Source organism: Pseudomonas sp. GW821-FHT04C07 (genome assembly GCF_059420325.1).
On record NZ_JBWKTM010000014.1, the window covers coordinates 66,677 to 92,494 of the forward strand.

General features: G+C 55.5%; 27 protein-coding genes and 2 pseudogenes. 7 read left to right on the top strand and 22 right to left on the bottom strand.

What is annotated here, in order from left to right; genetic code table 11:
- Positions 1-153 precede the first annotated feature (153 nt).
- The 6 genes from AC07UI_RS23395 to AC07UI_RS23420 form a co-directional block, all read right to left on the bottom strand.
- Positions 154-1,014, bottom strand: coding sequence for a hypothetical protein (locus AC07UI_RS23395; protein WP_494994730.1), 861 nt, complete (start codon positions 1,012-1,014; stop codon positions 154-156).
- A 595-nt stretch (positions 1,015-1,609) separates the two neighbouring features.
- Positions 1,610-1,819: a hypothetical protein gene (locus AC07UI_RS23400; protein WP_494994731.1), complete on the bottom strand. Its 210-nt coding sequence runs from the start codon at positions 1,817-1,819 to the stop codon at positions 1,610-1,612.
- A gap of 298 nt (positions 1,820-2,117) precedes the next feature.
- On the bottom strand, positions 2,118-3,203 hold the full coding sequence (locus tag AC07UI_RS23405; RefSeq protein WP_494994732.1) for a S1 family peptidase: 1,086 nt from the start codon (positions 3,201-3,203) through the stop codon (positions 2,118-2,120).
- A complete protein-coding gene (locus AC07UI_RS23410; RefSeq protein WP_494994733.1) occupies positions 3,200-3,871 on the bottom strand; it encodes a zinc metalloprotease in 672 nt (223 codons plus the stop codon). Before AC07UI_RS23410 ends, AC07UI_RS23405 begins: the two co-directional genes overlap by 4 nt.
- 792 nt (positions 3,872-4,663) lie before the next feature.
- Positions 4,664-5,458 carry an endonuclease NucS domain-containing protein gene (locus AC07UI_RS23415; RefSeq protein WP_494994734.1) on the bottom strand — a complete coding sequence of 265 codons (795 nt, stop codon included), beginning with the start codon at positions 5,456-5,458 and terminating at the stop codon, positions 4,664-4,666.
- A 159-nt stretch (positions 5,459-5,617) separates the two neighbouring features.
- Entirely contained in the window at positions 5,618-5,827 is a 210-nt protein-coding gene (locus AC07UI_RS23420) for a hypothetical protein (protein WP_494994735.1), read from the bottom strand.
- Between the two features lie 731 nt (positions 5,828-6,558).
- Here AC07UI_RS23420 and ltrA point away from each other — a divergent pair.
- Complete coding sequence (gene ltrA / locus AC07UI_RS23425) at positions 6,559-7,875, top strand: group II intron reverse transcriptase/maturase (protein WP_494994736.1); 1,317 nt, start codon at positions 6,559-6,561, stop codon at positions 7,873-7,875.
- A 116-nt stretch (positions 7,876-7,991) separates the two neighbouring features.
- On the opposite strand, the gene AC07UI_RS23430 is transcribed toward ltrA, so the two are convergent.
- From AC07UI_RS23430 to AC07UI_RS23440, 3 genes are read right to left on the bottom strand one after another with little or no spacing between them, the layout of a single operon-like run.
- Entirely contained in the window at positions 7,992-8,480 is a 489-nt protein-coding gene (locus tag AC07UI_RS23430) for a MaoC family dehydratase (RefSeq protein ID WP_494994737.1), read from the bottom strand.
- A gap of 30 nt (positions 8,481-8,510) precedes the next feature.
- A complete protein-coding gene (panB, locus tag AC07UI_RS23435; RefSeq protein WP_494994738.1) occupies positions 8,511-9,344 on the bottom strand; it encodes a 3-methyl-2-oxobutanoate hydroxymethyltransferase in 834 nt (277 codons plus the stop codon).
- Between the two features lie 25 nt (positions 9,345-9,369).
- Complete coding sequence (locus AC07UI_RS23440; protein WP_494994739.1) at positions 9,370-9,987, bottom strand: LysE family translocator; 618 nt, start codon at positions 9,985-9,987, stop codon at positions 9,370-9,372.
- 186 nt (positions 9,988-10,173) lie between these two features.
- On the opposite strand from AC07UI_RS23440, the gene AC07UI_RS23445 reads away from it, so the two are divergent.
- The 4 genes and pseudogenes from AC07UI_RS23445 (at position 10,174) to AC07UI_RS23460 (ending at position 12,025) form a co-directional block, all read left to right on the top strand.
- A complete protein-coding gene (locus AC07UI_RS23445; protein ID WP_494994740.1) occupies positions 10,174-10,626 on the top strand; it encodes an Lrp/AsnC family transcriptional regulator in 453 nt (150 codons plus the stop codon).
- A 94-nt stretch (positions 10,627-10,720) separates the two neighbouring features.
- Positions 10,721-10,879: pseudogene (locus AC07UI_RS23450) on the top strand (DNA polymerase V subunit UmuC); the annotation flags it as partial.
- Positions 10,880-11,266: 387 nt separating this feature from the next.
- Entirely contained in the window at positions 11,267-11,500 is a 234-nt protein-coding gene (locus AC07UI_RS23455) for a hypothetical protein (RefSeq protein ID WP_494994741.1), read from the top strand.
- Positions 11,501-11,707: 207 nt separating this feature from the next.
- Complete coding sequence (locus tag AC07UI_RS23460) at positions 11,708-12,025, top strand: hypothetical protein (protein ID WP_494994742.1); 318 nt, start codon at positions 11,708-11,710, stop codon at positions 12,023-12,025.
- Positions 12,026-12,404: 379 nt separating this feature from the next.
- Here AC07UI_RS23460 and AC07UI_RS23465 read toward each other — a convergent pair whose 3' ends face one another.
- From AC07UI_RS23465 to AC07UI_RS23480, 4 genes are all read right to left on the bottom strand, one after another.
- Positions 12,405-12,683 carry a DUF2790 domain-containing protein gene (locus tag AC07UI_RS23465; RefSeq protein WP_494994743.1) on the bottom strand — a complete coding sequence of 93 codons (279 nt, stop codon included), beginning with the start codon at positions 12,681-12,683 and terminating at the stop codon, positions 12,405-12,407.
- Positions 12,684-13,071: 388 nt separating this feature from the next.
- Positions 13,072-13,692: a glutathione S-transferase family protein gene (locus AC07UI_RS23470; protein WP_494994744.1), complete on the bottom strand. Its 621-nt coding sequence runs from the start codon at positions 13,690-13,692 to the stop codon at positions 13,072-13,074.
- 170 nt (positions 13,693-13,862) lie between these two features.
- A complete protein-coding gene (locus tag AC07UI_RS23475; RefSeq protein WP_494994745.1) occupies positions 13,863-14,744 on the bottom strand; it encodes an NmrA family NAD(P)-binding protein in 882 nt (293 codons plus the stop codon).
- Between the two features lie 108 nt (positions 14,745-14,852).
- The gene (locus AC07UI_RS23480; RefSeq protein ID WP_494994746.1) at positions 14,853-15,494 is read right to left on the bottom strand and encodes an HD domain-containing protein; all 642 of its coding nucleotides are present in this window, start codon (positions 15,492-15,494) and stop codon (positions 14,853-14,855) included.
- Between the two features lie 75 nt (positions 15,495-15,569).
- Between AC07UI_RS23480 and AC07UI_RS23485 the strand changes: the two genes are divergently transcribed.
- The gene (locus AC07UI_RS23485) at positions 15,570-16,643 is read left to right on the top strand and encodes a GlxA family transcriptional regulator (RefSeq protein ID WP_494994747.1); all 1,074 of its coding nucleotides are present in this window, start codon (positions 15,570-15,572) and stop codon (positions 16,641-16,643) included.
- 108 nt (positions 16,644-16,751) lie between these two features.
- Here the strand turns inward: AC07UI_RS23485 and AC07UI_RS23490 are convergent, their stop codons facing one another.
- From AC07UI_RS23490 to AC07UI_RS23500, 3 genes are all read right to left on the bottom strand, one after another.
- Positions 16,752-16,961, bottom strand: coding sequence for a co-regulatory protein PtrA N-terminal domain-containing protein (locus AC07UI_RS23490; protein ID WP_494994748.1), 210 nt, complete (start codon positions 16,959-16,961; stop codon positions 16,752-16,754).
- 83 nt (positions 16,962-17,044) lie between these two features.
- On the bottom strand, positions 17,045-17,698 hold the full coding sequence (locus AC07UI_RS23495; RefSeq protein ID WP_494994749.1) for a hypothetical protein: 654 nt from the start codon (positions 17,696-17,698) through the stop codon (positions 17,045-17,047).
- 277 nt (positions 17,699-17,975) lie between these two features.
- Positions 17,976-18,254 carry a DUF2790 domain-containing protein gene (locus AC07UI_RS23500; RefSeq protein WP_494994750.1) on the bottom strand — a complete coding sequence of 93 codons (279 nt, stop codon included), beginning with the start codon at positions 18,252-18,254 and terminating at the stop codon, positions 17,976-17,978.
- A 416-nt stretch (positions 18,255-18,670) separates the two neighbouring features.
- On the opposite strand from AC07UI_RS23500, the pseudogene AC07UI_RS23505 reads away from it, so the two are divergent.
- A pseudogene (locus AC07UI_RS23505) lies at positions 18,671-18,955 on the top strand (OprD family outer membrane porin); the annotation flags it as partial.
- 27 nt (positions 18,956-18,982) lie between these two features.
- Here AC07UI_RS23505 and AC07UI_RS23510 read toward each other — a convergent pair.
- The 6 genes from AC07UI_RS23510 to AC07UI_RS23535 all read right to left on the bottom strand — a co-directional run bounded on the left by AC07UI_RS23510 (position 18,983) and on the right by AC07UI_RS23535 (position 25,723).
- On the bottom strand, positions 18,983-19,756 hold the full coding sequence (locus AC07UI_RS23510) for a DeoR/GlpR family DNA-binding transcription regulator (protein ID WP_429371950.1): 774 nt from the start codon (positions 19,754-19,756) through the stop codon (positions 18,983-18,985).
- Positions 19,757-19,811: 55 nt separating this feature from the next.
- Positions 19,812-20,813 (bottom strand): 4-hydroxythreonine-4-phosphate dehydrogenase PdxA, encoded by a 1,002-nt coding sequence (pdxA, locus tag AC07UI_RS23515; RefSeq protein WP_413422343.1) that lies wholly within the window; start codon positions 20,811-20,813, stop codon positions 19,812-19,814.
- A gap of 5 nt (positions 20,814-20,818) precedes the next feature.
- Entirely contained in the window at positions 20,819-22,099 is a 1,281-nt protein-coding gene (locus AC07UI_RS23520) for a four-carbon acid sugar kinase family protein (RefSeq protein WP_494994751.1), read from the bottom strand.
- A complete protein-coding gene (locus tag AC07UI_RS23525; protein ID WP_494994752.1) occupies positions 22,096-23,109 on the bottom strand; it encodes a 2-keto-3-deoxygluconate permease in 1,014 nt (337 codons plus the stop codon). Before AC07UI_RS23525 ends, AC07UI_RS23520 begins: the two co-directional genes overlap by 4 nt.
- A gap of 226 nt (positions 23,110-23,335) precedes the next feature.
- Positions 23,336-24,601, bottom strand: a complete 1,266-nt coding sequence (locus AC07UI_RS23530; RefSeq protein ID WP_494994753.1) for an MFS transporter — start codon at positions 24,599-24,601, stop codon at positions 23,336-23,338.
- 51 nt (positions 24,602-24,652) lie between these two features.
- Complete coding sequence (locus tag AC07UI_RS23535) at positions 24,653-25,723, bottom strand: sugar phosphate isomerase/epimerase family protein (RefSeq protein WP_494994754.1); 1,071 nt, start codon at positions 25,721-25,723, stop codon at positions 24,653-24,655.
- Positions 25,724-25,818 lie beyond the last annotated feature (95 nt).

Sequence of the window (25,818 nt, forward strand, 5' to 3'; positions counted from 1 at the left end):
GAAAAAAACGCTCACATAGTCGAGCACGCACCCTGGCACAGACACTATTACAGTTTATGTAAATGTCGCCATAATATCGTCAGGAATAAAAGTGACCTGAACATGCCATCCTGCTCCGTACGTGTAAGTAATCGGCGCAGCTATTGATTGTTGCTATAATAAAGAGTTGTTGGGTTGTAATGGCGGTGGTTCGATGGGTGGCGCGATTATTGGTTCTTCTTCTGGCGCAGGGGGAGCTGCGGCAGGCAGCGTTGTTTCGATAACTGTGGTTTTGTCCTGGGAGCTAACAATTTTTGCTGTAGAACTGGCAATTGCTGGTGCGTTTACACTCCCTACATTGTTAATTGCATTTCCAGAAATTCCAATCCAAATAGTTTGTGTGCCTACGGAATTGCTATTATACGTTGAACCGTCGAAGCCAAACGCTGTTCCGGTTATCGCGAGACTATTTGAAACCTTTGTAAATCTTGATGTTGTAACTGATATGATATTTGCTGCTTGAATCCAAATTACTTTTTTGTACGTCCCGGGTCCATATGCTTTAAGTAGGCATGCCTTAATGCCATCAATTCCTGGATATCCATTATGTTCATCAGTGCCTATGGATTTAATTGATGCAGTCGCAGAAACTGATGCTTTTACTTCGTCTAAATAGTCCGAACTCCTAGGCGCTCCAATAAATGGAGATGAAATGTTGGCTTGGTATGAGTTTGTAATTAGTGAATGATATGTAGGTTGAGGGTCCGTGACTGGCTTAACCTCAACAGTTGTTCCTTTTACCAGACATTGGAAAGGTACAAGGTTTTGTGGGTTGCATTTTCCAGATTTCTCATCGGCTATACAGATAGAACCTGGTACCTTGCTAAGGCCATCAGATAGTAGGCCGCTGTTTGAGCTTATAATAGTCGAATCATCGAAGTTTGAAGGTAGGTCTCTAGCGATGTCCGCCCTGTTGGGTAGCTGGCATCCTGCAAGAAATATAAAGGAGATTGAGATTGTTAGTTTTGTTTTCATTGGGCACGCATCCTTATGCTTAATAGTTCGCTGATAGATCAGCATGAAAGCGCTTTTGTGGTGTTAGTGCATGACTAGCTTACCCTTGCCCATGGTGAGACCTGTAATAGTGAAGTCCCGTTGATACAGCTTGCACTTCGTCTCGATTAACTCTGTTGGTCAAGTGATTAAGTGTAAATTTACAGTAGCTCTGGATGGCTGTTTTTACCAGTCAGGGATGCTTTTTTTTGTGCACGTCTGCTGGTAAACCGGACGAGAGCAACCACCAAATGTAAGCTGTCGCCCTCGGTTCGGATGTAAGTGGTGTTTGTGCCTCAGGCCTTGTTAGGCTATGGACGTTGAAACGACCTTCGCATCAGTCCGGTGATTCAATTGGTACTCGGCGGAAAAATCTTGGAGAAGCATTTCGCAAGCAGTCGATAGTATTGACGTGGTGCTGAAAATTTTTCACAGGGTTACTTTGCCGCGAATATCTAAGTCGTATAGGCCTCCGCTTGCGATAGTCCTTTGGCAGGTAATGACTACTCACGTCGCCCCAGAAGGGTATCCGCTATTGGGTGACAACAGCTACTCGGGGAACTAGCTGAAGACGTTCTCACTCTGGTGTCATGAGCACCGCAAGCGTCATCTTGATGAACTCTTCATTCCGGTCGATCGTGGCCAGGGCACCACGCACGTTTTCGGCGACTTCAGCCGAGCCGCGCTGCTCAGCCCAGAGCGTGAGCTCCATGATAGCTGCCTCCAGGGCGAGCTGATTTTCATTGATTTTGAATGGCAGGGATGGGAGCAGGTCTGTGCTTGGCATCGTGAATCCTCCGTGGAGATTTCAGCGTAGCAGCAGAATTTCTCGCTGGTTAGCAGTGGAGTTGACAGGACGCCTGAAGGAGGGGAAAAACAGAATAGTTTTGTAACTCCTACCCAAAAGTTTTGTAACGCTTCGAGGGAGAAGGGGTTTTTTCCAAATCCCAGAAACGACAAAGCCCTGAATAATCAGGGCTTTGTCGTATAAAGATGGCGGAGGCGATGGGATTCCAACTCATGGACCTGTTTTCAAGTCAAAGCTCCTTATTGACACTTCCAAAGTTGTTACTTAAATTACTCAGCTATGACGGATATTGATGTTTTTTTACAGATACAACTTTCAATTTATGAAAACTAATACCGTCGCGACCTCGTACGCAATACCATTGCCCTACTTCCGCCGGGTACCAATGATAAGTGTATCCAGTAGATGGGCAGCTTTCTCTGTTTACGTATGAGTCTCCCGTAACCTCGATGATCCCGCTACGCGCTTTATTGTCTATCTTGGCGTCGTACGGCGGCGCATCGAAGGGTATAAAAAACATTGGATTGTCATCGCTTTCTTTATTGCTCTTGCTCACAAGAATGTCGGCAATCGGCGAATCCCAAGATACAACTTGCTTGGTAGAAAAATCATATCCACTTTGGCTGTAATTGAAGTTACCCTCAAGAATAGAAACGTTGTTTAGGTCAGGGTTGCAAGGTGGGGGAGAGGATAAAATCTTGATAAAGTTGTTGGCTCTATGTATTGGCAAAAAGAAATTTAATCCCGCGACGCCATCTTTGCCTCCCATTACAATGCCAATAACCGAGCCTTTTACTCGCTCGAACACGGGACCACCACTATATCCCTGTAAGAAGTCAACGTTTGTTTGATACCAACCGCTCGGGCCGCTTTTGTTGCTAAGTATGCCGTTAATGATAGACAGTTCCAGGCCTAGGGGAAAGCCTAAAGAAACTAGATCGTCGCCATCAACAATGGTGTACCCAGAACAAATTTTAATGGTCGGATAATTCTCTTTGTTGCCTTTAAATTTCAATAACATTAAATCAGTAGCTTTATCCTCGCTTATAATCTCTATTTCACTAAAGGTGCCAAATCTAGAACTCGGCGAACCTGTGATTTTTAGATTGTTAAGCGGCTTGCCGTCATCATCAAATAGCAAATGATTTGCGGTAAAAATCTCTCCAACAGGTGTAACTAAAAAGCCAGTCCCACTATTTTCGTATGGTACTCCATTTTTCCCGGAGCCAGTGATTTTGATAAATACTATGGCATCTTTATTCGCTTTTTTTAAATCTGCGGGTGTAATGTTTTGAGCGCTGGATACAGACCCCATGCAAAAGCTAAAAATAACAAGTAGTGATCTTATATATTTCAGCTTCATTTTTTAACTCCGTATGCCATAGCAACTGCAGTTTTATCTTTAGTGCTGAGGATGCCTTTATTGTTATAAACCGGGTTGCAGTAATTCATCACTGACTCAGGGTCATAGCTGGTCAACATCGTGTCGCCATTGGTGCCTTGGCTACGTTTCGCACATTCTCCGGGAGTATCAAACCTGTTTTGTTCGTGAGCAAATGCTAGGGCGTGTCCAAATTCGTGTACAGCAATAGAGTAAATGCATTCGTCTCGCATTTTTTTACTTTTATTACAGGACTGACTCCAATTCTGGAAAGTAAAATTGAGAATCATGCCATTTTTCATTTGGTCGAGTTGTTTTCCCAGACCTTTCGTATGCGGGCCCGAGTCCTCAATTTGAATATGTATCCCGTAATTGCCTTGGACACATTTTTTCCAGCCTTCAAATTGTAGTTGTGAATGTGCCTGCCATGTAGTTTCAATGGCAGTACGGACGAGTTGTTGCTCTGCATCAAATCTTGGCTCTGGGTTTTCCCAGCACACATTGATAATTTTTGGCTTTCCTTCGTCCCATTGCCATTTAGCAGGCGTTAGCATAAAAGCAAAGGGTTTCACTGCTTCGTCGAAATTTTTGAATCCATTAGTTATTGACACTCTCGTTTGAACTGGGTCCGCCTCGTCATGTACAGGCAAGCTAGCGGCTTCAACGCTAGGTAGCAACCCGGAGGATGCAGCCGCGTTTTCCTCATATTGGCATCCACTAAGTAGTGTACATAGGATGCCCTATAGAAAATACATAGCCCCTACTGTTGATTGACTGGCCATGATTCACCTCTTAACGGCTTGGTTGTTCCACGGCAGTCTAGTACAAAATACAGAATTCCATCTCCGTTACTAAAATTCTGCCAGTAAGACAACGGCGCGTCTCCAATTGTAAATCCTGGTTTACAGTTGTTGTGATTATATATTCAGAATCGCTATTGTTTTCTCTTGATGTAGATGCAATTGATCTTAAAATTTTCATTTTTCCGAGTTTATTTCAGAGGAGCTGGCTGATTGGTCCTGAAAATGATGTTTTCAACTTCTTATAGTTGTAATCGTGATAGCCGCCCGAAAAGGGAGGCTACGGTATAATTTTGAGAATGACCGCTTTTGGCCCAGAGTGTGTAAAAACGCATGCGCCGTTTTGAGGTCTGCGTTGCCTACGTAAACTCTGCTGGTGCTTGTGTAATCAGCAGACTAAAAATTTGCGTAGGATCGCGATTTTTGTTCCAGCCCCGACTGTCAAACGTGTTCTAAAACGTTGTTACACAGCCTCGGCCGATTGCAGTCTGTCGCGAAGGGTTGAATCCACAACCCAAAGCAGACACATCGGAGAGAACAGACAAGTGCAAACAAGCGAAACACGGGAGGCGGGGTTATTTTTTTTGCTTTCCGTTTCACTCGCTCTCCATGCGTGCTGCTGGATTGGTCGTGCGGTCTTCTTCATTCCGGTAGCTGCAGCGTCGGTACTTTAGTTACTGCTACGGAAAGCTTGTATTCGAACAGCTCCACGTCCTTCATGCTCGAGCAGGCCAGAAGCAGATCCTCGGACATGCTGCGGCACACAATGATGCCGCGTACTTTCTGGTCTAGCTCCGCGAGATCGCGCCGAACCCAGTTCATATAGCGCAGCAGTTGGCCGATTACACGGTCGTAGCCCCGAGAAACCTTGAGCTCAATCACAACGAAAGCACCATTACGGTCGACTGCGAGAATGTCGATACGTCTTCCTCCTCCCGCTTCATATTCGATGCCGCGTAGGTCTTCGTCTTCGTACAGCTTCAAGCCCGGCTCGATGCATTCGAGGTTTTCGGCCAGGTAACGCTGCAGGTCTTTCTCCAGTAGAAATTCGGTGGAGCCCGGTAGGTTGGTTTCGTCAGAGCACTCGCGACTGCTTTCAACCTCCTCTATATCTTGCTCGGCGATATCGCCCTTGACCATTTCCCGAATGGGCGCCGGGTCCTTGCCCGCTTCATAGAGCCGAAACTCGCCGGGGGCCACCTTGAACAGAATGTCGTCAGTGGTATTGGTCGAGGGATGATGCAGGCGACTTGGGTCGTTCGTAGCGGCCTGGACTAAATGTGCGCGGATGCTGCCTGGCTTGAGTTTGGGGTAGTTCGTCGCAAACCACTGTATCGCGCGAGCAGCAGTGAATACTTGGCCCGTTTGGAGGTTCCAGCTCACGAGCATGTCTTTGAGCAGCGCGCGGGTGGTCTTGTCGTAAATCGTCCTGGCCATGTGGGCTTCCTTGCAGCGTTCGATTTGACGGATTGCGCCACATATTGCCTTTAGTGGCGCACAGACATCAAATCGACTTGCGACGCTATGCCCTGCAAAGTAGAAAAAGAGCCCAAGTTTCCTTTGCTCGAATGTTCCATTGCTTCTGGCCGATTGCCGTCACTCCGGCGCCATCATCACCGCGAGCGTCATCTTTATGAACTCTTCATTCCTGTCGATGGCTTCCAGCGCGCCGCGGACGTTGTCGACAACGTCGGCCGAGCCGCGCTGCTCGACCCAGTTCGAAAGCTCCAGGATGGCGGCTTCTAGGGCGAGCTGGTTTTCGTTAATTTTGAAGAGCAGGGAAGGGAGTAGGTCTGAGTTTGGCATCGCGATTCCTCCGTGGAGATTTCAGCGTAGCAGCCGGTGATGATGGAGGAATGGAGAGAGGGGTAACGGTCGGCTGGACGCCGGGGAGGGCCCGAAAAGGTGTGGGGACTTTTTCGGGGATTCGCTATTTTCGGTTGAGCTCCGTAGGGCACCGTTTGCAGCGAGCGCCAGTAGAAGACTCAACAAATGCTGGGGATTGCGCCCATTTTCAAGCATGGGGTGCTAGGGGGCGAGTGTTCGAATCACTCCGTCCCGACCATATTATTCAAGGGGTTGCGAGATTTTATCTTGCGACCCCTTTTTATTGTGCGCCCAGCATGGGCGCAATCTTGTGGGTGAAAGTCCCGCCGTGAGCTGACCACAGCGAACGAAGTGAAGCGCAACTGCATGAGGGCGACCGAGTGTGGGAAGGAAGCGTGAATCGAAACCGCGAGCCGATGGACAAGAACCGGATATAAGGCGATGCCGACCAGGGCGAGCGGGCAATAAACCGCAAAGCTCTTGTGGTCAAAGGGAGGCAACGTAAATCCGGCGGTTGTGCGGGGAAGGATTGCGTTCTTACCTGGGGAGATCTCGCCTTGTGCCTGAAAGGGCGACGGCGCCAGCCGGAGCGAGAAGTCAGCAGAGGCCGTAGTAGTCCTTTTTTTGACGAAGGGCCGAACGAGAGAAAGTGTTATAGGCCATGTTGATGCGAACGACCGGAAGTCAGATGCCTGCCAAACGCGGGGCGGATGGAGATAACGAGCGGTGAAGCCGTGAGAAGTCCCGTCAGCGACGAGGTCAATTGCCCGCGAGATGAATCCGATAACACAGGGCAAGGGCTGCTGGAACGAGCCTTTGCGAGAGAAAACCTGAAACGGGCGTGGAAACGGGTCAAGGCCAACAAAGGAGCAGCCGGGGTCGACGGTCTGGGCATTGATCAGACGGGCGAGCATCTGCTGACCCAATGGGCAGCGATTCGTGAACAGCTTCTATCAGGTGTCTACCGGCCCAGTCCGGTACGACGCGTGGTCATTCCCAAGCCCGACGGCGGTGAGCGCGAGTTGGGTATCCCGACGGTCACCGACCGTTTGATCCAACAAGCGTTGCTGCAAGTCTTGCAGCCACTCCTCGATCCGACTTTCAGTGAACACAGCTACGGCTTTCGTCCGGGACGTTGCGCGCAGGACGCCATTTTGGCGGCCCAGCGGTATGTGTCCTCGGGGCGCAAAGTGGTGGTGGATGTTGATCTGGAGAAGTTCTTCGATCGGGTCGATCACGATATTTTGCTTGATCGTTTGCGCAAACGGATTGCGGATCGGGCGGTTATCCGGCTGATTCGGGCGTATCTGGATGCGGGGACGCTGATCAATGGCGTGGTCGAGAAAAGCCGCTGCGGGGCGCCGCAAGGTGGTCCGCTGTCGCCGCTGTTGGCGAATGTGCTGCTGGATGAAGTGGATCGGGAGCTTGAACGTCGAGGTCATTGTTTCGTGCGCTATGCCGACGATGCGAATGTGTATGTTCGCAGCCGCAGGGCTGGGCAGCGGGTGATGACTTTGCTGAAGCGCCTGTATGAAAAGCTGCACTTGAGTGTCAACGAGAACAAGAGTGCGGTGACCAGTGCGTATGGCCGCAAGTTTCTGGGTTACGCCTTCTGGGCATCTCCACAAGGCGTCAAAAGAGCGGTAGCGGTCAAGGCGCGCAAGCAGTTCAAGCAACGGATACGTGAACTCACCCGTCGCTCAGGCGGTCGCAGTATGCGACAAGTTGTCGAGAACTTACGGCCTTATTTGTTGGGTTGGAGAGCTTACTTTGGGTTGTCGCAAACGCCGAAAATCTGGCGAGAGCTGGATGAATGGATACGACACCGACTGCGAGCGATCCAGCTTAAGGAATGGAGGCGTGGACCGACGATCTACCGCGAACTGAGGGCGCTGGGAGCCAGCAGCCATTCGGCCCGGAAAGTGGCGGCCAACTCGTATAGTTGGTGGCGTAACAGCCGATTTGAGCTGAATCGAGTGTTGGATTTGGCGTGGTTCGATAGGCTGGGACTGGTACGACTCTCATAACCTCAATCTCTCGAACCGCCCGGTGCGGACCCGCATGCCGGGTGGTGTGGCAGGGGAGCGGCCTATGAAGGCCGCCCCCTATGCCGATTGTCCGCGTTTTTACCCCCACAAAACGGCTAGCTCCGGGTGGAATCTTCAGCGCCGTTGGTGGGATCTCCGTCAGAAAGCATCTGTTTGAGGCGTTCACGTTCTTCAGTTCCGGGTAGCACTCCAGTCGTAGTCGCCTCCAGCACTGTGATTCCCTCTGCGTTGAGTATCCTGACTTCGGCTTTTGCGTGACCGCGTTCATCGATGTCGGCGATGAGCCAGTGGCAGGTGATCTGTTCTCCCGCATAAACCGGTCGTTTGAACGCGAAACTCATCCCTGTTGCCAGCCAACCGATTTGCCCGCCAATTTCGGTGACGAGGCTGGCTGTCAGAAGGCCATGGGCGATGGGCGCCTTGAACCTTCGTATCTCGGCGTAGCGTGCATCGCAGTGAACCGGATTGTAGTCTCGAGAAATCTGCGCGAATTGACGAATATCGTCATCTGAAAAGCTGCGGACTATCGTGAACCGGTCTCCCACCTGGAGACCTTCGGCAGCACGTTTTCTTGGGCTCTTCATAAAGACTCCCTGGGCGGTGAGGGTGGGAGGTTAAAAAGTATGTTCGGGGCCTGGAAATGTTCCTGCACCCACCTCAAGTGCAAAGTCCCTTGCTGCCGTCTGAAGTACCGAACGAAGGTCGGCGTATTGCTTGACGAATCGCGGCATACGACCTGTGCGCAGTCCGGCCATGTCCTGCCAGACCAGCACCTGGGCATCGCATTGGCTACCCGCGCCAATCCCGACGGTAGGAATTGAAACAGCTTCAGTGATCGCTCGACCCACATCTCCTGGCACCATCTCAATCAAAACAGCGAATGCGCCCGCTGCTTCAAACGCTTTGGCACTGTCTATCAGGCGCTGCGCATCTTCGCCCCGACCCTGGACTCGGTAGCCTCCCAGTTGATGTTCCATCTGTGGTGTGAAACCGATGTGCGCCATGACGGGTATGCCAGAGCGGACGAGCTTCTCGACCTGAGGCAGCATTTCGATCCCACCCTCCAGTTTGACCGCATGTGCACCGCCTTCTTTCATGAACCGGACGGCTGTGTAGAAGCATTGCTCCGCCGAGGCCTGATAAGAGCCGAAAGGAAGATCCGCAATCACCAGAGCCCGCCGTGTCGAACGGCTGACCGCGCGAACCAGAGGGATAAGTTCGTCAACGGTGATGGATAGCGTGGACTCATTGCCGAAGACATTATTAGAGGCGGAATCGCCCACCAGTAGGACAGGTATTCCGGCCTCTTCGAAAATGGCCGCGCTGTACATGTCATACGCGGTGAGCATCGCCCATTTCCGGCCCTCTACTTTCATTTGTTTCAGATGCGGGATCCGGACTCGTGGCGTCTGTTGGGCGTTGTCATACGGTGAGGGCTGATCGCTCATGGTGTTGTCTCGCTGAAATAATGGATTAGCCCAGCATCTGCTCGGTGAGCAGAACGATCGCGATGATGATCATGGCCGCTCCGGAGAAACGACTGACCAAGTGAGCAGCGGCGGGACGTGCCTGCAGTACGACCTGTGAGCCAAATCCGACCAGCAGATAGATAACGCCACAACTGACGGTGTGGATGAGGCCCAGCGCAATCATCTGCATCGGCACAGGCCAGGCAGCGGCAGCGTCGGTAAATTGAGGCAATAGCGCCAGGAACAGCAGGAACACTTTCGGATTCAGCCCGCTCACGCAAAGCCCCTTGATCGCCCAGCGCTTCCAGGAGCCCGAGGCCTGAATGTCATCAGCGTGCGGTGTAGTGGGGCGGGCAAGCATGTTGATGCCCAACCAAAGCAGATAACCCGCCCCGGCCACCGTAAGCACCGTCAAGGCAACGGGGTGGTTGGCCACCAGCGTGCCGACACCACCGGCAACAATCACGGTTGCGATCAAATGACCGGACAACAGCCCGCCCACGGCGGGTATGACGACCCGGCCCCTCAAGCCCGCTGAAATCGCGTAGGCCCAATCTGCGCCTGGCGTGATGACGAACAGAATCGACACCGCCCAGAAGGCAACGAAAACGCTCAAGGTCATGGCCTTACCCACTCTTGCTGCTGACACATCGCTCTGTGCATCGTCCCGCTCCGCGAATCAAAGGCCGCCGCTCCTTTGGTCCAGGGAGTGCGGCAATTATTGGTGTGAGGAATAATAGTTAAATCTTGTTAGAATTTACTTTCAAAGATGATCATGAAAACGCTACAGGGTGGGAGATTCTTCCAAATGGACAGGATTGATCGAAAGATTCTTTCTGAGCTTCAAAAGGACGGTCGCCTTTCGGTCACCGAACTCGCCGAGCGTGTGGGACTGAGTCTTTCCCCTTGTCATCGACGAGTACGGGCACTGGAGGAGTCGGGCGTGTTGCTCGGCTATAGAGCACAGCTGGACCCGTGCGCATTGGGCCTTAATTTTTCCGCCATGGTGTTTGCCACGCTTCGTGAGGGAGACAGGCAAGCTGTCGAGGCTTTCGAGACGGCGCTCGTCGACATTGCGCAAGTGGTCGATGCCCAGAGGTTATTCGGGGAGCCGGACTACCTGCTGCACGTCATCACCCAGGATTTGCCGGCCTTCCAACGGCTATACGATGAGAGCCTTTCGACCTTGCCCAACGTCCAACGATTGACCTCGACCCTCGTTATGAAACGGGTCATTCAGGATAGGCCTCTACCTTTGTGATGGCGGTGGTAAGCCCTGCGGTATCGTCTTTGTAGCCACCGAGAGTTTTACTGAGGCGACAGCCAGCGGCGTGGTGGTCGATCTACCAAACCTGACCGACGACCTCTTCGCCATTTCCCAACCGGCCGAGTCCACCAGGGTCATGGCGGTGCTGGACCAGATTGACTGGCGCTTGGGCAGGGGGACGCTTTGCTCTGCCAGCGTGTCGAGTCATCTGGATTGGGGGCGACGGGAGATAATAAGCGAGAGTTAGCTACGCCTTCCAAGTCGCCCTGGTATTCGGAAGGCGGATGCCATGCTCTTTGCTGTCGTACTCGAGCTCTATTGCAAGCTGCTCCGCCAGGTCCATAGGGACGGCAATGTTCGAGCAACCCGAGTTGTAGTAGCCAAGATGCTCGAGCACGCGCTCTTCGTCGTAGCGACCGACACGGGTCAGAGTCCAGCAGTAGCCGCTGTCGTCGGATCGCCAAAGAGTGATGGCGTTGAGTCGACGGTGTGTGCTTCAGGCTCAGCACATAGAACGCGCGAGGGATTTGATTTTCTTTGGGCATGGGGCGTCCTAAGCCGGGCCATGCCCGGGTGGTGGAGGGTGAGTAGGGATCAGCTACAGTTGAGCAATTAACTAAAAAAGGAGAGTCGTATGGAATGCCTGGTCTGCGGGGTCGATGCTTTAAGAGTTGAGTCTGATCTTGATGGAACAGAACTGAGGTGCCCGGATTGTGGCCACTTCGGCGTTTCGGGGCTTCTGCTTTCAGTTCAGCAAGACCGCCGATTCGATGTTACGAAAACGAGGTGGTGGTTTGAGCGCCAGCGGCATGCTCATCCCGAGCGGATCCCGGTCATCACAGGTGCTTTTGTTTTCTGGGATGCCTGATCAGGCCGCGAGGCGTTGGTAAAGCTCGATGATGTCGGCGGCGTTGGCACTCTTTCTGGAAGGGCAGACCCATGCTTGGCTGGCCATGGATGAACTGGGGTTTCTTCTGTTGTGCGGACATAGGGGATCCCCACCGGCTGGCGTGATTCGAGTTTGTGGACTATTGGTTGATGACCCGGCATGGGTCCGGAAGACAGGGGGCTATTAATGAAAACGCTGATAGTTGATCACTCTTGGACCAAAATCATCGAGCGAGATGAGTTCGCCAGGGTCGCGCTGGCGGCAAAGATTGAGCAGATCGAAGAAATCGAAGCTGCCATTCGCGCGGTTGAAGGTGAAGAGGCAGCCCGCAATGCTCTGAATGATGGCTTGATAAAGCATGCATTAACGCGCTGCCTGGAGAACTTGCAGGGATCTGCATCCGTAACAGAGCAGGACTTCCGGGTCTGTTTCGAGTTTGCGACAACCGCTGCGAAGAATGCAGAGCAATTCATTAACGAAGAGCTTTCGCACGTAGGGTCGTGATCGTATCTGCGAATGCACGCCTTGGAGTTCGGCGCAGTAGTCGATGGCGCAGCTACAACTGCTCCTCTCCAACATCAATCTGCGCAGCTCCATCACATCAATGGTGCTATCACGGTCGGTGATCTTTCAACATGGCAGGTCCAGGCTATTTCGAGCTGACGTGACACGGCGAGGAAGTGCGCCGATGCTTCTGGGGCCGCGGCGTGGCGGCGGAGCAGCGTCGAATGGATGGCTTCGCGCCAATCGCCACTATCCGGACGTTGGCTGGGCCAACTCGGCCTGTGCGCGGCGGTGGACGAGTTCCTGCGACAGGAGCGAGTCGGGGGTACTTGCCTACACCGAGGAGGCGCGTAGCCTGTACCCCTATCGACAGGGCTGATCAGGTAATGCTGGTGGTGCTGGCTGTACTCCCGCCCCATTCGAGGAAACGGATCTTGTGCACCTCGCCCTCGCTGTCCTCGTAGACCAGAGTCACCGGTACCACGCCTGTCTTCTGGGACGTGTCGGTGCGTTGCAGCACCTTCTGCACATCGATTTCCATCCCGTAGTGGTAGTCCACGGCGGAGATGCTCGCACCGGGGTCTTGCTGGCCGCTCTGGGCGAATACACTTGGCGCGAGACTGGAAATCACCGCGCTGATAACTGAGGCCATTTGCATAAGGCTGTTCCTCTGTTTGAGTTCGCTTGCAGGGACTTAGTGACCGTCGGTGAGGGTGGAGTTCACTTCTCCGGACGAACGCCCCCTGTCTGGTGTTGCCACAGCCGCTGCCAGGTGCCAGCAATCCCCCGTGGTTGAGGCTCTCGACCACTCGTCCGTTAAACCCTGGCTTGGTGCCGGATTTATCAAAGAGTTATTGGAATCAGGCTGAACGGACAACCCGCGTTGGGTCTTTAGAACCAGTCGGGTGAGACCGGTTCTATCCATGACTAACCCAGTGGAACGGCATCCGTTGAAGCGTGGCTCTTCACATCGGGATGGCTTTTCAACGTCAGGGCAGGCGTCGTCGAACTCTTTAGCGCACACAAAAAGGTCTGCGCGGTAGCGCTTAGTGACTTTGGAACGCTTTCAATCCTTGCTGCACGGCGGGCCTGGCTTCGATCGCGTCGAACCAGCGTGATAAGCGTGGAAGCGCTGCCCAATCCAGCCGGTCACGAATTGATGCCGCAATGGTGAAGGCAGAGATGTCCGCCATGGAAAACTGATCCCCGGCCATAAAGTCGTCGGTAAGAAACCGTTCTGCATAGACGAGTTGTTCAATGACCCGCAGATCGATGAGCGTGGCCGCATCATTTAATCCCGCTTGGCGCAGGAAGAATGCTGCATGGCTAGGCGCGATTACGTCCGTTACGAAAAAGAAGTAGCGATCAAACACTCTGTCGCGCTCTGGTCCAGGATGCGCTGGTGCGAGTCGGCCGGGAGCTTTGGCATCAGCGAACTGAATGATTGCGTTTGATTGGTTGATGACCAGTGGCGGTGTCGACGTATGGTCGACCAGGGTTGGGACTTTTCCCGCCGGATTAAGCGCCAGGTACGCCAGGTCGCGCTGCTCATTCGCTTGCAGATTCAGTCTCCGTGCTGTGTAGGGGATAGCTGCTTCTTCCAAGGCTATTGCAGCCCTCAGACTGTTGCCGGTATTAGCGCCATACAGCTCTATTACGGTGTTCATCAGGCACTCCATTGGAAAGAATGAATGGCTATTCAGTGGGTGCTACTTGATCTGGATAGTGTAGAGCGCTTGTCCGTCTTGTTCTGTGTCAGCTTGAGCTTCCCGGAACGCTTACTTAAAAAATGGCGTATGCAAAGGTCATCAAGACCAAGCGCATACGCCCCTGGTGATCACACCCCGAACGCTTGCCGGTTGGCACGTACGAAATCACCCACCGTTTGAGGCGCTTGTCCGGTGATTTCGCCAATAACCCCGTCCTCACCGCTAAAGATTCCGTTCTGGTAATCGATCGCGACCGCAAGGAAATGCTGGATCACAAACTCCGGCAGATCGTAGGTCTCCAGATGCTGGCGATACTCTTCTAGGGTCGAAGGGCTGTAGGTGATGGTGCGACCTGTGATGCCGCTGATTTCATCAGCAATCTCTTGATGGTTCATCTCGACAGGGCCGTAAAGCGGGTAGGTTTTCCCGATATGGCCAGACGGTTGCGTGAGAACGGCGGCGATCAGTCGCGCTTGATCTTCGGCAGCGATCGGTGCATGTCGTCCGCTACCGTATGGCAGCGTGATCTTGTTCTCCTTCACGATCTGATCAAGCACCCACGGAAAGATCAACCATTCAGAAAAGAATGTCGGGCGGATATGGACGGTGGGTACTCCAGACCAGTCGAGTACGCGCTCCGCGATCCAGTGGTCGCGCGCGGCGTGGCTCAATGAATCTTCCCGCGCGGAAATCTGCGACATTTCCACCACGACCTCGACCCCTGCTCGCCGGGCGGCATCGGCAAAATAGGCGGTCGCCTGAATGTAGCCAGGACGCACGGGGTAGCACAGATAGGCGCCTGTGACTCCCTCCATCGCACGAATGATGTCGTCATGTTCAAGAAGGTCACCCACAAATATTTCGGCGCCTTCACTCTTGAGTGCTGCACTGCGCTCGTCTTCCTGATGTACGAAAGCCCGAACCGCATGACCTCCGTTGAGAAGGTGGCGAATGGTGTAGACGCCAGTTTTTCCCGTAGCGCCGGTGACGAGGTATTTACGTTGCTGCATGGTGAATACTCCAAAGTAAAGGAACACACATTGCTCGCGCCGATATCACGTATCAGGCGTTACCCATTCACGAATGTTGCGCAGTAGTGCCATCTGGCAGCACCGCAGTCAGCTGTCGAAAGGAGCGTGATCAATCAGGTCGCACACATTCGGGCAATCGAACCCGTGCACGTGTCGACGTCCGACATCAGCGAGCCCAGTGCCAATCGCAGTGTGAGGTTTCTTCCTGGCCACTTCAGCGACCGCTTGGGTAAACGCGGCTTTCATTCCAAGACGGGGGTAGAGGGCCAGCGTATCCTCGACCAGCGATGGCGTGATTTCCTCCAGCCGTAATCCCATCACGTCGACATGGGCGCCCATGTAGATCAGGGCGATCTCTGGCTGTTTGCGGTCGGCGATGCCGGCGCTGGAGTGAAGTGCGATCGCATCCCAAACCAGCTCGGCTTTCGATTCCGAGTAGCCGTTTTCTAGCAGGAAGTGGCTGGCAGCGTCGGCGCCGTCGACCTCAAAACGCTGGTCGGCTGCAAATTCGTTTGTCAGCCCTAGGTCGTGCAGCAGCGCGGCGAGGTAAACCGCCTCGCGGTCGTATTTCAGGCCTCGCTGCTGGCCGAGGAATTCGGCAAACCACCACGTCCGGTGCACGTGGTGCAGGAGAGCTGTCGAGTGGACGCGTTCGACGAGGGCAGAGGCCTTGCGAGCGAGTTCAGAGTCTGGAGCGCTGAAGCCGCCTATGGTGACAGGTGTACTCATGTTTGCTTCCTGGAGATGAAGTTGGTTCGCAGTTCATTCTAAATAGGTGCGGTTGGCAGAATTGACTATTTACAGATGATTTGTGCCAATATGTGTGCCTGGTCAACGCGGGAGATCGCTGTGCGGAAAACGACGAAATCAAGCTTGCCCCTTATCGGCGGGGTGCAAAAACGGGTGGTAATTTTGGGTTTGCCGCCCGTGGATTCGCTTGATGTGATCGGTCCGGCGGAGGTGTTTGCCTATGCGAACAATCTGCATCGCGGCGACTCTGCTCCCTACGTACTTGAGCTCGTTTGCGCGGGCGCCAATGAACACCTGGAGAGCAGCACCGGCATCGCGCTCATGGCGCACAAGACGCTTGAACAGGAGCGTCTTGAAAACAAGGCGATCGACACGTTGATCGTGACGTCGGGCTGGAAAGCCATGGATCAGCTGGATCAGACCGCCATCGAGTGGATCCGGACGCGAGCCAAGAGCGTCAGGCGTGTGTGCTCGATCTGTGTCGGCGCGTTCGCCTTGGCCGAGACAGGGCTATTGGATGGTCGTAAGGCAACGACCCACTGGCGGATGGCGCGTAGCCTGGCTGACCGCTACCCCAATGTGCAGGTAGATCCCGACCCGATTTGGGTCAAGGATGGCAACCTGTACACCTCGGCTGGCATATCGGCGGGAATCGATCTTGCGCTCGCATTGGTCAGTGAAGACCTGGGAGACGACATCGCTTTGGAGATCGCGAAGAACCTGGTCCTGTTTCTGCGACGTCCAGGCGGTCAGGCACAGTTCAGCGTCGCTCTCCAGTCGCAGCATGCGACCGGTTCGAACCTGGATGAGTTATGCGTATGGATCAGTGAGCATCTACATTCGGAGCTTACGGTCGAGATACTTGCAGACAAGCTCGCCACAAGTGTGAGGACCTTGATCCGTATGTTTCAGAGGGAATTCAAGACAACGCCTGCGAAGTACGTCGAGGACGTTCGGGTCGAAGCGGCCTGTCGGCAAATAGAGCTGGGAAGGCGGTCGATGGAGGAGGTTGCGCGCCGATGCGGCTACCACAGTGTCGACGTGCTCAGGAAAGCCTTCGTGCGACGCATGGGGGTGAGTCCAAAGGAGTACGCACAACGTTTCGCGCCAGTTAACGAGCCGGCTTAAGCATGCTCAATGGTCATGAGCGTACCTAAGTCGGCTGCTGATTCATTTGGTGACTCGAGTTCTTCATGCTCCCCGCGTTTCTGTCAGCCGGGGGACGCGCTACACCGATCAGCTGTCGGCGTGATCGGTCGCCTTGGCTTTGCTTTGAGCTACAGCGGCTTCAGCCTTCTGTTTCTGTGCAACCTGGAAGGCTTCCATCGAGACTTTCCGGGCTTTCTCCATGCGTGCGATGGTCCGGTCACCACCGCCACCTGTGGCCATAGCCAGAGAAGAAACGGTCAGAGCGGCGACGACGAAGAGAGCTTTCATGGATTTCATTTGTGTATCCTCAAGTGAAACTTTGTGAACTGCTAACAGCGGGTTTTATTGGCTAAAGCTGAACGTCCTTGTTCAACCTGGCTTCACCATCCAGCCAGGGCGGCGTTTCCTACTGTCCTGGTGCCTTGCTCCGTAGATTCTGCCGTGCTCTTGTTTTTGGCCCAGATGGTGAGCATCACCATCATCCCGAATCCACCGACGATGAGGACCGGATAGGCTGCCAGCAACTCCACCAACGAGTATTTCCAGGCCAACGGACGACCAACACCGAGCATTGCGGCATAGAACCACGACACGCCAGAGAACGCCCCCGAGAACAGCGCCAGCATGCGCAGGCTGAAGGAGAGCTTGAGCAACGAACCGGCTTTTTTCAGAGCAGGCAATACCGCGCTATGCAACACGACGCCATTAATGGTCAGCAGTACAACTATGCCGATCTTGGCTTGAATTTTTGGGTTAAGGAAATACTCCATCCCCTTGCCGGCATAATCTATCCCGACAATAGCAACACCCGTAATCCAAAGAGCTACAAGTGCAAGCACTACGGTTTTTTGAAGACTTTCCATATGCGCGTCATCATGGTGACCTGACGCATCCCCCTTCAGGAGTTGCTTGACCATTGCAATATCGCTGGTCAAAACCAGCCCGATTGCCACACAGCAGGCAATAAGGTGGACATATACAACGCCCAAACGCAAAAACTCCACGGTCGACGAAGAAAGCATACTAAGTTCCATGGTTACCTCTTTGTTATAACGGTGGATCAACCTGGCTCTCAGCACGGCATAATTGGAGTTTGCCGTTGATGATTGCAGTTAAGATCCAGCAATTAATGTTAATTAATCTTGCGGTATTACGCTGCCAAGACAATAGCGATTTTCGCGAATGAACTTTTAATCATTCGATCATGTCCATTTTCAGGTAATAAAAAACATCATCCGCACTTGGCGCATATGAAGTTTAACTTCCGCTTCTGGGGGGCAGGCGAGGCCCAGATCCCTATCGGCGAGCGGATCAGGCAATGCTGGTGGGGGCGGCGGGGCTTGCACCCCATTCGAGGAAACGGATCTTGTGCACCTCGCCCTCGCTGTCTTCGTAGACCAGGGTCACCGGTACCACGCCGGTCTTGTCGGATGTATCGGTGCGCTGCAGTACCCGTTTCACATCGATGTCCATCCCGTAGTGGTATTCGACGGCTGAGACATGCGCGCCGGGTTCTTGCAGGCTGTTCTGGTCGAAGACACTTGGTGCGAGACTGGAAATCACGGCACTGACAATTGTGGTCATGCTCATAAGGTTGTACCTCCACTTAAGTTCGCTTGACTAGGACCTAATGTGACACGTGGTGAAAGGGAAGTTCACTTCACCGCGACGAACGCACCGATCTGAGTCGCCTGTAGTGGCTTCAGGCTCCCGGCAATTCCCCGTGCTTGACGCCTCTCGACCATTCGTCCATTTAACGCCGTATTTGTTGGGCCAAACGCCTTTTTGGATGTGGTCATAACATGTCATGACAGATTTTCGCGCAAGGTTTCACGCGGTGGCTGTGACGGTACATGGACCGAAAACGCCTGCTATCGGGCCAGGGGAGAGATATCGGGTATTGGCCGATTTGCAGCCTGTCGTGAAGGGCTGCAGCTGTGTGGTTGCAGGCGTGTTCACCTACAGTCTGGCAGGCCACGTTTTCAGTCTGGGTTATCAACATCTGAGTGGCTCAAGCGACTTTCCGTTTGGCAATCAGGGGGACGGAGCAAGTCACGGACCGGCAAACTGGAGCACGTTTCCAGAAGGCGGGAGAGCGAACCTGGGTGGCTCAGTATGTCTTCGATTTCGCCGCATTGGGTGTACCGGGCTTGACGACTCAACTGGCCTGTCAGCGCGCTGCCCATATCAAAACGGCACAGGGTGAGCAGCATGAATGGGAGCGCAATTTCTCGGTATCCTGCGTTGTTCAGACTGGGCTGCTGAAAAACGTCGGGGTTTCCTGGCGTAATGCCTCGCTCTCCACAATAGGTAGGCAATCAGGCGAGGTCCACGGTTTCCACAGTGATTTGCGCAATCGCGTGAAACGGTGCGAGCGCAGCTTCATCGGCAGTAGCACAAGTAATCAATCGCCATTCGCGTTCGATAGGCGTCCAATGCTGCTGCCGCGCCCGCCCCAGTTTGTCGGTGTCGGCGAGAACGACGATCTGCGCAGCCCGCTTGATGATGCATTCCTTGAGATAAGCCTGCTGCGCACTCGCCTCGCACAAGCCGAATTCCGCGACGACGCCGTCTGCGCCGAGGAAGGCTTTGTCCACGCTCAGGCGGCTCAACGTCAGCTCGGCCAATGGCCCCAAGGTGCTCATGCTCGAGCCGCGCAAATCACCGCCGATCAAGGTCAGGCGCACGCCCGGCGCGTTGGCCAGGGTCATTACGGCGAGCAGGTTGTTGGTCACCACGTGCACGTCCTGGCGCGAGCACAGATGATGAGCCAATGCGGCGCAAGTGGTGCCGCCGTCGAGCAGGACGGTGTCGCCGTCCTGGACGTGGGCAGCCGCTGCAAGGGCGATGGCGTCTTTCTGTTCCCACTGGCTGGTTTTGCGCTCTTCCAGCGAGGCTTCCGGTTCATGGACGCCCACCACAGCGGTGGCGCCGCCGTAGGTGCGGACCAGGTGCCGCTGCTTGGCGAGCATGGTCAGGTCGCGCCGCACGGTCGCCTCCGATACGCCGAGGGCCGCGCTCAATTGCTCGACGTTGGCATCGCCGATGCGTACGAGATCGAGGATGGCGCGGTGGCGTTCGGACACTTTCATGGCGGGTCTCGTTGGTTGGGCGGTGGTCGATCTTACACGACAGTGCCGCTGCACCTCATCCCCGTCGTGTGGCCAGCTCCGCGCCCTGGCGCAGTGCTTCGAGCAGGCTGCGCTCATCGGCGATGCCCTTGCCGGCGATGTCGAAGGCGGTGCCGTGATCGACCGAGGTGCGGATCACTTCAAGGCCGACGGTCACGTTCACCCCGGCTTCGAGCCCCAGTACTTTGACGGGACCGTGGCCCTGGTCGTGATACATCGCCACCACCAGATCGAAGTCGCCACGCCCGGCGCGGAAGAACAGGGTGTCGGCCGGCAACGGGCCGGTCACGTCGAGGCCGCGTTCCTGCAGCAACTTCACCGCCGGGATGATTTTTTCTTCCTCTTCGCCATAACCGAACAAGCCGTTTTCACCGGCATGCGGGTTGATCCCGCACACGCCAATCCGGGGACGGGCGATGCCTGCCTTGATCAGTGTGGCGTTGCCGCGTTCGATAGTGCGCTGGACCAGGCCCGGTTCGATCTTGCGGATCGCATCGATGATGCCGATGTGGGTCGTGACGTGAATCACCCGCAGCTGCGGTGCCACCAGCATCATCGACACTTCGTCGACGTGGGTCAGGTGCGCGAGCATTTCGGTGTGGCCGGGGTACTTGTGGCCGCCGGCGTGCAGCGCTTCCTTGTTCAGCGGCGCGGTGCAGATCGCATCGATCTGTTTGGCCTCGGCCAGTTCCACAGCGCGGGCGATGTATTGATAAGCGGCGTCACCGGCAATGGGTGACAGCTCGCCAAACGGCAGGTCATCGGGGATCAGGTCGAGGTCGATGCAATCGATGGTGCCGGCCTCGTACAAAGCCTGGGAGGCGTCTTCGATACGGCGCACTTTGGCGCTGCCGCCGACGATCACGTTGGCCTGCTCCAGGCGCCGCGCATCGCCGATCACCAATGGCCGGCATTGTTGGTAGACGATGTCGTGGGTCAGGCTCTTGACGATGATTTCCGGGCCGACACCTGAGGCATCGCCCATGGTGATGCCGATGATGGGGAGGTAGTTGCTCATAGTGTTCATTGGAGTCCTTGGATTCGTGTACGTTGGGGCGGGGAGCGATCGGCGCGTTCGCTCAAGTGCTGCCATGCCGCATACAAGGCGTGGTCAGTGCCGAATGCACCTGCCTTGGTAACAATGCCGGGACGATGCCCTTGCCGGGAAACGGTGGGGCGCGCGAAAGCCACGCCGGCTTCGATTTCCGTGAGCAATTGCAGGCTGTCGATGCCGACGGTGGTCAATATGGCCCGCGCCGTCTCGCCGCCCGTGGCAATCAGGCCGCCGACCTTGGCGAAGTGTGGTTCTACCAGCACGGCCAACCGGGTTGAGAGTTGAGCGCCCTCCTGGGGATCGAACGCCTCATCGCGACCAATGCGCAGCAGCAGGTCGCTCCAGCCGTCCAACCGCTCGCCGATGCGCGCTTGCCACAGCGCCCAATCGACGTGCGTCGTGCCTTGGCGAAGGACTTCGGGCGGGACAACCAGTTCGCTGACCCCGCCGCGCTCCTTGAGCAGTGCGCATTGCCGTTCGCAGACACCTGACAGGCTGCCGACCATGATCAGAATCGGTGCCTGACTTTTTTCCAGCGCTGTGGGTTCGATAGCCGTGAAGCGTGCTTCGGAAAAATCCGCAAGACTGGCGATTTCCCGCGCCAGCCCACCCGAGCCGATCCAGAACAGCGGCTGTTCCATCGACGCGGTCAGGCGAGCGATCGTCAGCAGGTCGTCTTCGGTTTGTGCATCGACGATCAGCGCCTGGGTACCCTTGCTCGCCACTTCAGCGATGTGACGCACGAGTGCTTCTTCATTACCGCGCAAGGTGTCGAGATCAAGCTTGGCGGTGCTCAGGCCTGCGGCCACCAGCATCGCCTCGACATCCGCCGGACGATCGGCGTTTTCGAGCTTCCAGGTATCGGTGGTTTCCAGCGGCTGGCCGTTGACGAACACCCGGCCACCTCGCAACGTGCGCCCGGTTGCAGGAAACGCCGGGGCGACGATGGCCAGACCCGCCAGCGGTTGCAGGGCGGCAACTTCCGCCGCCCAGTTGCCGCGCAAGGTCGAATCGATTTTCTTGTACAGCCGCTGACCGGGACGCTGCAGCGCCTTGTACGCAGCGACCGTGCGTTCGGCGGCTTGCGCCGGGGACAGGCGCCGTGTGTCCGTATCGGCGGCAATCACCTGGGCGTCAGCCTTGTCATGCAAAGGCTCGAGCGTGACGACCGTTTGCATCCCCGCGCTGGCAAAGCCGATGGCACAATCCGCCGCGCCGGACAGATCGTCCGCGATGATCAGAATGCTCATCGCAGGGCTTCCTGCTTTTGCGGTTGGAGGTCCGGCTCGGGGATGACCACGGGATTGCGCTGTTGCACGCGTTTGGCGACCGCTGCAGTGAGTAACGGTGCGAGGATCGCGGTGACCACAACGCAGGCAGCCACCAGAATTGTCGCGCTCTTGGCCGCTTCGGCGTACACCGGATTTGCCGCTGCGATCAACGCCGGAACGGCGGCGGCATTGCCCGCGGTGGTGGCTGCCGCCACGCCGGCAACACCGGTGCCGCCGGTCAAACGATCGGCGAAAAACAGCGGAATGCCGGTCAGCACGACCACCGCGACACCCATGCCAAGACCCAGCAAACCAGCCTGCCAGACGTTATGCAGGTCGAGGCTGGCACCCAGTGCGAGGGCGAAGAACGGGATCATCACCGGCACGGCCTTGGCCAGGAAGTCGCGCATGTCGCGGTCGAGGTTGCCCAGCAGCATGCCCAGGGCCAGCGGCAGAATGCTGCCCACCAGCGTCGGCCAGGGGAAGGCTGACAAGCCGGCAATGCCGAGGGTAACCATGGTCAGAAAAGGCCCGGACTCCAGCGACATCACCGAATAGGCGCCGACGTCTTCGGAGCGGCCGTACTGCCCCATCAACGCCATGTACAAGCCGCCGTTGGTGTCGTTCATTGCGGCGACCACCGCCAACGTGGAGATACCGGCGAAAAGCCCGGAGGATACTGGCTGCTCACCCAGGAAGTGGCCAAGCACGATGCCGATGAGCACGGCGATGCCGACTTTGGTGATGAGCAGCGTGCCGCCCTTTTTGAGCAGGTAAGGCGTGGCCTTGATATTGATGCTCGCGCCCATGCACACGTAGAACACCGCCAGAATGGGCAACGCGCCGGTGAACAGCGCATTGGTGAATGATCCGAAAAATTTGGGCGTGTCAGGCAGGAATGTCGCCACGAGTGAGCCGATCAACAGAGGCACGATCATCATGCCGCCGGGGATGCGTTCAATGGTGCGCTTGATAGGAATCTGGGCCACGAGGGTCTCCTTTTATAATTGTTTGGCAAGACGTGTTTCACCTCGAAACTGACTGAATCGATCATCTGGTGATTGATTCAGTCAAATTGATCTTAGGCCAACAACTTAATCTGCGCAATTCAATCATTCAAATGGTCGTTTCGCTCATTTCTGACTGGCATGCGCCAGGGCTGATTTTCCAGGAAGAGGCATTACGCCGACCAGTTTCCGGTTACCAGGGCGATGTTCAGGTTTGCGCTGCGCTAACCCCGCCGGTTGCCGTGGATTTATTCTGGACGGCCCGATACAGCAGGCTGGACACCATGAATCCAAGAATGGCCAACAGACTCATCAAGCTGAAGACGTAGTTGTAGCCTTGCTGGCCGGGGAAATGGTCGAGGATTGCGCCATAGATGACGTAAGCGAACATGCCCGGTGCGTAGCCGATCAGGCAGCCGATACCGAAGGCTGAACCGGTGATGTGCTGGGGGATGCCGACTTCACCCATGGGCGCCCAGAACACGCCGCGCATGGAGAACACGATGAGTGCAAAGGACAGCGTGGCGGCCATGCCCGCGTAGATGAAACTCGGGTTTTTCGGGATGAGCATGACGACGCCCATGAGCGGCAGCAAAGCCAGGAATGCCCATTTCAGATAGCGGCTGGTGCTCTTGAACTGCTTGTCGGCAATGAAGCCACCGGCAGGGCCGCCCAGGATCTTGAGAAAGTACTGATTGATGATGCCGTAAGCGCCCACCAGTGCCACAGGCAGTTCGTACATGTCCTTGAGGTAGGGAATGAAGTAGGTCAGGCCGCAGTACACGATGTAGACCATGAACACGTTGAGGCTGACCAGCCAGATACCCGGGACCTTGATGGCCTCGAGCAGGTTCGACAAACCGTTCTTCGGCTTGGCAATCGACTGCGCGGTGCCGCCCTTGAGCAGAAACCAGGTCAGGATTCCGGCAAGAATGTCGATGACCGAATAAAACAGGATCGCCGATTTCAGGCCGGCCTCACCGGAGCCCATGGCGACGAAGACACCCAAAGCAGAAAAGGCGACCAGAGTATCAATAACACCACGCCCGCCTTCCAGAAGACCGAACAACCGCCCCTGTTCCTGGTCGTCACCCAGATTGCGGATGGCCTTGAGCAGCGAGGGCCAGAAGATGCAATCGGCGCAGACGGCCAACAGGCTGAACACGATCAGCAGATTGCTGAAGGGCGGGAAGGTCGCCAGGTAGAGCCCGAGACTGCCGGTGCCGAGCAGACCGATGGGAATCAGCTTGCGTGTGTCGAAACGGTCTGCGAGCAGACCGCCTACGACAAACAGCACGGTGGCGACAATGGCGTTGGCGCTCAGCAGCAGGCCGATTTCAGTATGGGTTAATCCCATGAATTCTTGCATGGGCACATAGAAGGCGTCCTTGAGGCTCGACAGTTTGTAAATGGTGCCCCCACCGAGGATGAGAATCAGGAATCTGAGCCATTTGGCCTTGTCACGAGTTGTCATTATTGTTCTCCAGGCGTAATCGGGTAAGCAGTACCGGTTGTCACGTCACGTTCAGGCGTTTGCGCCGTTGTCCAGGGTCAACTCGGCCAGGGTTCGGAGCTCGGCCAGCAGGCTTCGTACATAGGCGACCTGGTTGTTTGCCCAACGGTGTTCATCGGCCAACATTCGCTCAAGCGAATAGCCGCCAGGCAGCGCCGTTTCACTCATTTCCCGGTACGCAATGAACGGGTCGGCGGCCTCAAGGGTCTGGCGGAACGCCGGGGCGACGTAGTGGTTTTCCTGCTCAAGGATGAACGCGATCACTTGCGGGGTAGATTCGCCGAGCATCAACAGCTCGAACACCATGCGTGCGTTGGGCAGATCGTCTTCGTCACAGCCCTGCAGCACGCCGTAATGGCCGAATCCGTTTTGCTCGGGGACGATACGCACACCCTTGAGGTGGGTCTGGCGTATGTGCGGCGCCAGGGTACGGAGCGCCTGCAGGGGCTGTTCGCAGGCATTGATCATGTTGCCGAAGTCGAACAAGGCATGCAGTCGGGGGTGGTTGAGCCGGTTCAGCAGTTGCGCGATCTCGGCGCTCTTGAGTTCCTCATGCTGCTCGAAGTCGAAGAACAGGTCGTGCTCGTCTGCCTGCTGCGCGAGGTAATGCAGGTCTGACTCGATCACCTCCATCACCTGCGACAGCCTTCCCTCGTAGCGTGAGTACACGCGGATGTTGCGAACCCCCAGGGCCCTGGCAATGGCGATCACCTGATCGACATCTTTTTTCAGCGTGCTGCTGATTTCCAGGTGCACATCCAGCCCCAGTGCATTGGCCTTGTCAGCAAACGCCTGAAGTTGCGCGGGTGTCATTTGACTCAGGCTGTTTTCCTCGCCGTCGAGCAAGTGCAGGCTCAGACCCTGCAGCTCGTGGCGATAGGCGAAGTCCAGCAGGTCGCCAGGTGTGACACGGCCATGGGTGAGGTTGGTCAGCAAGGGGTAGGCATGAGCAAACAAGCGCAGTTGCCCAAGTCGGTCGAGCAGCCGGCGGGCCAGTGCTTCAGTCAGTGCGGGAGGTGCCCCGGCCTCGACAGCCTTGTGGCTGAGCAAGGCATTGAATCGTTCCTGGATCTTATTGTTCATTCGAGTTATTCCTGGTTCAGACGCCGGGTCTACCGGCGCAGCCTTTATCGCGCCAGTCAGGAACTCTCGATAGATCCATTATCAGTTAAATCACA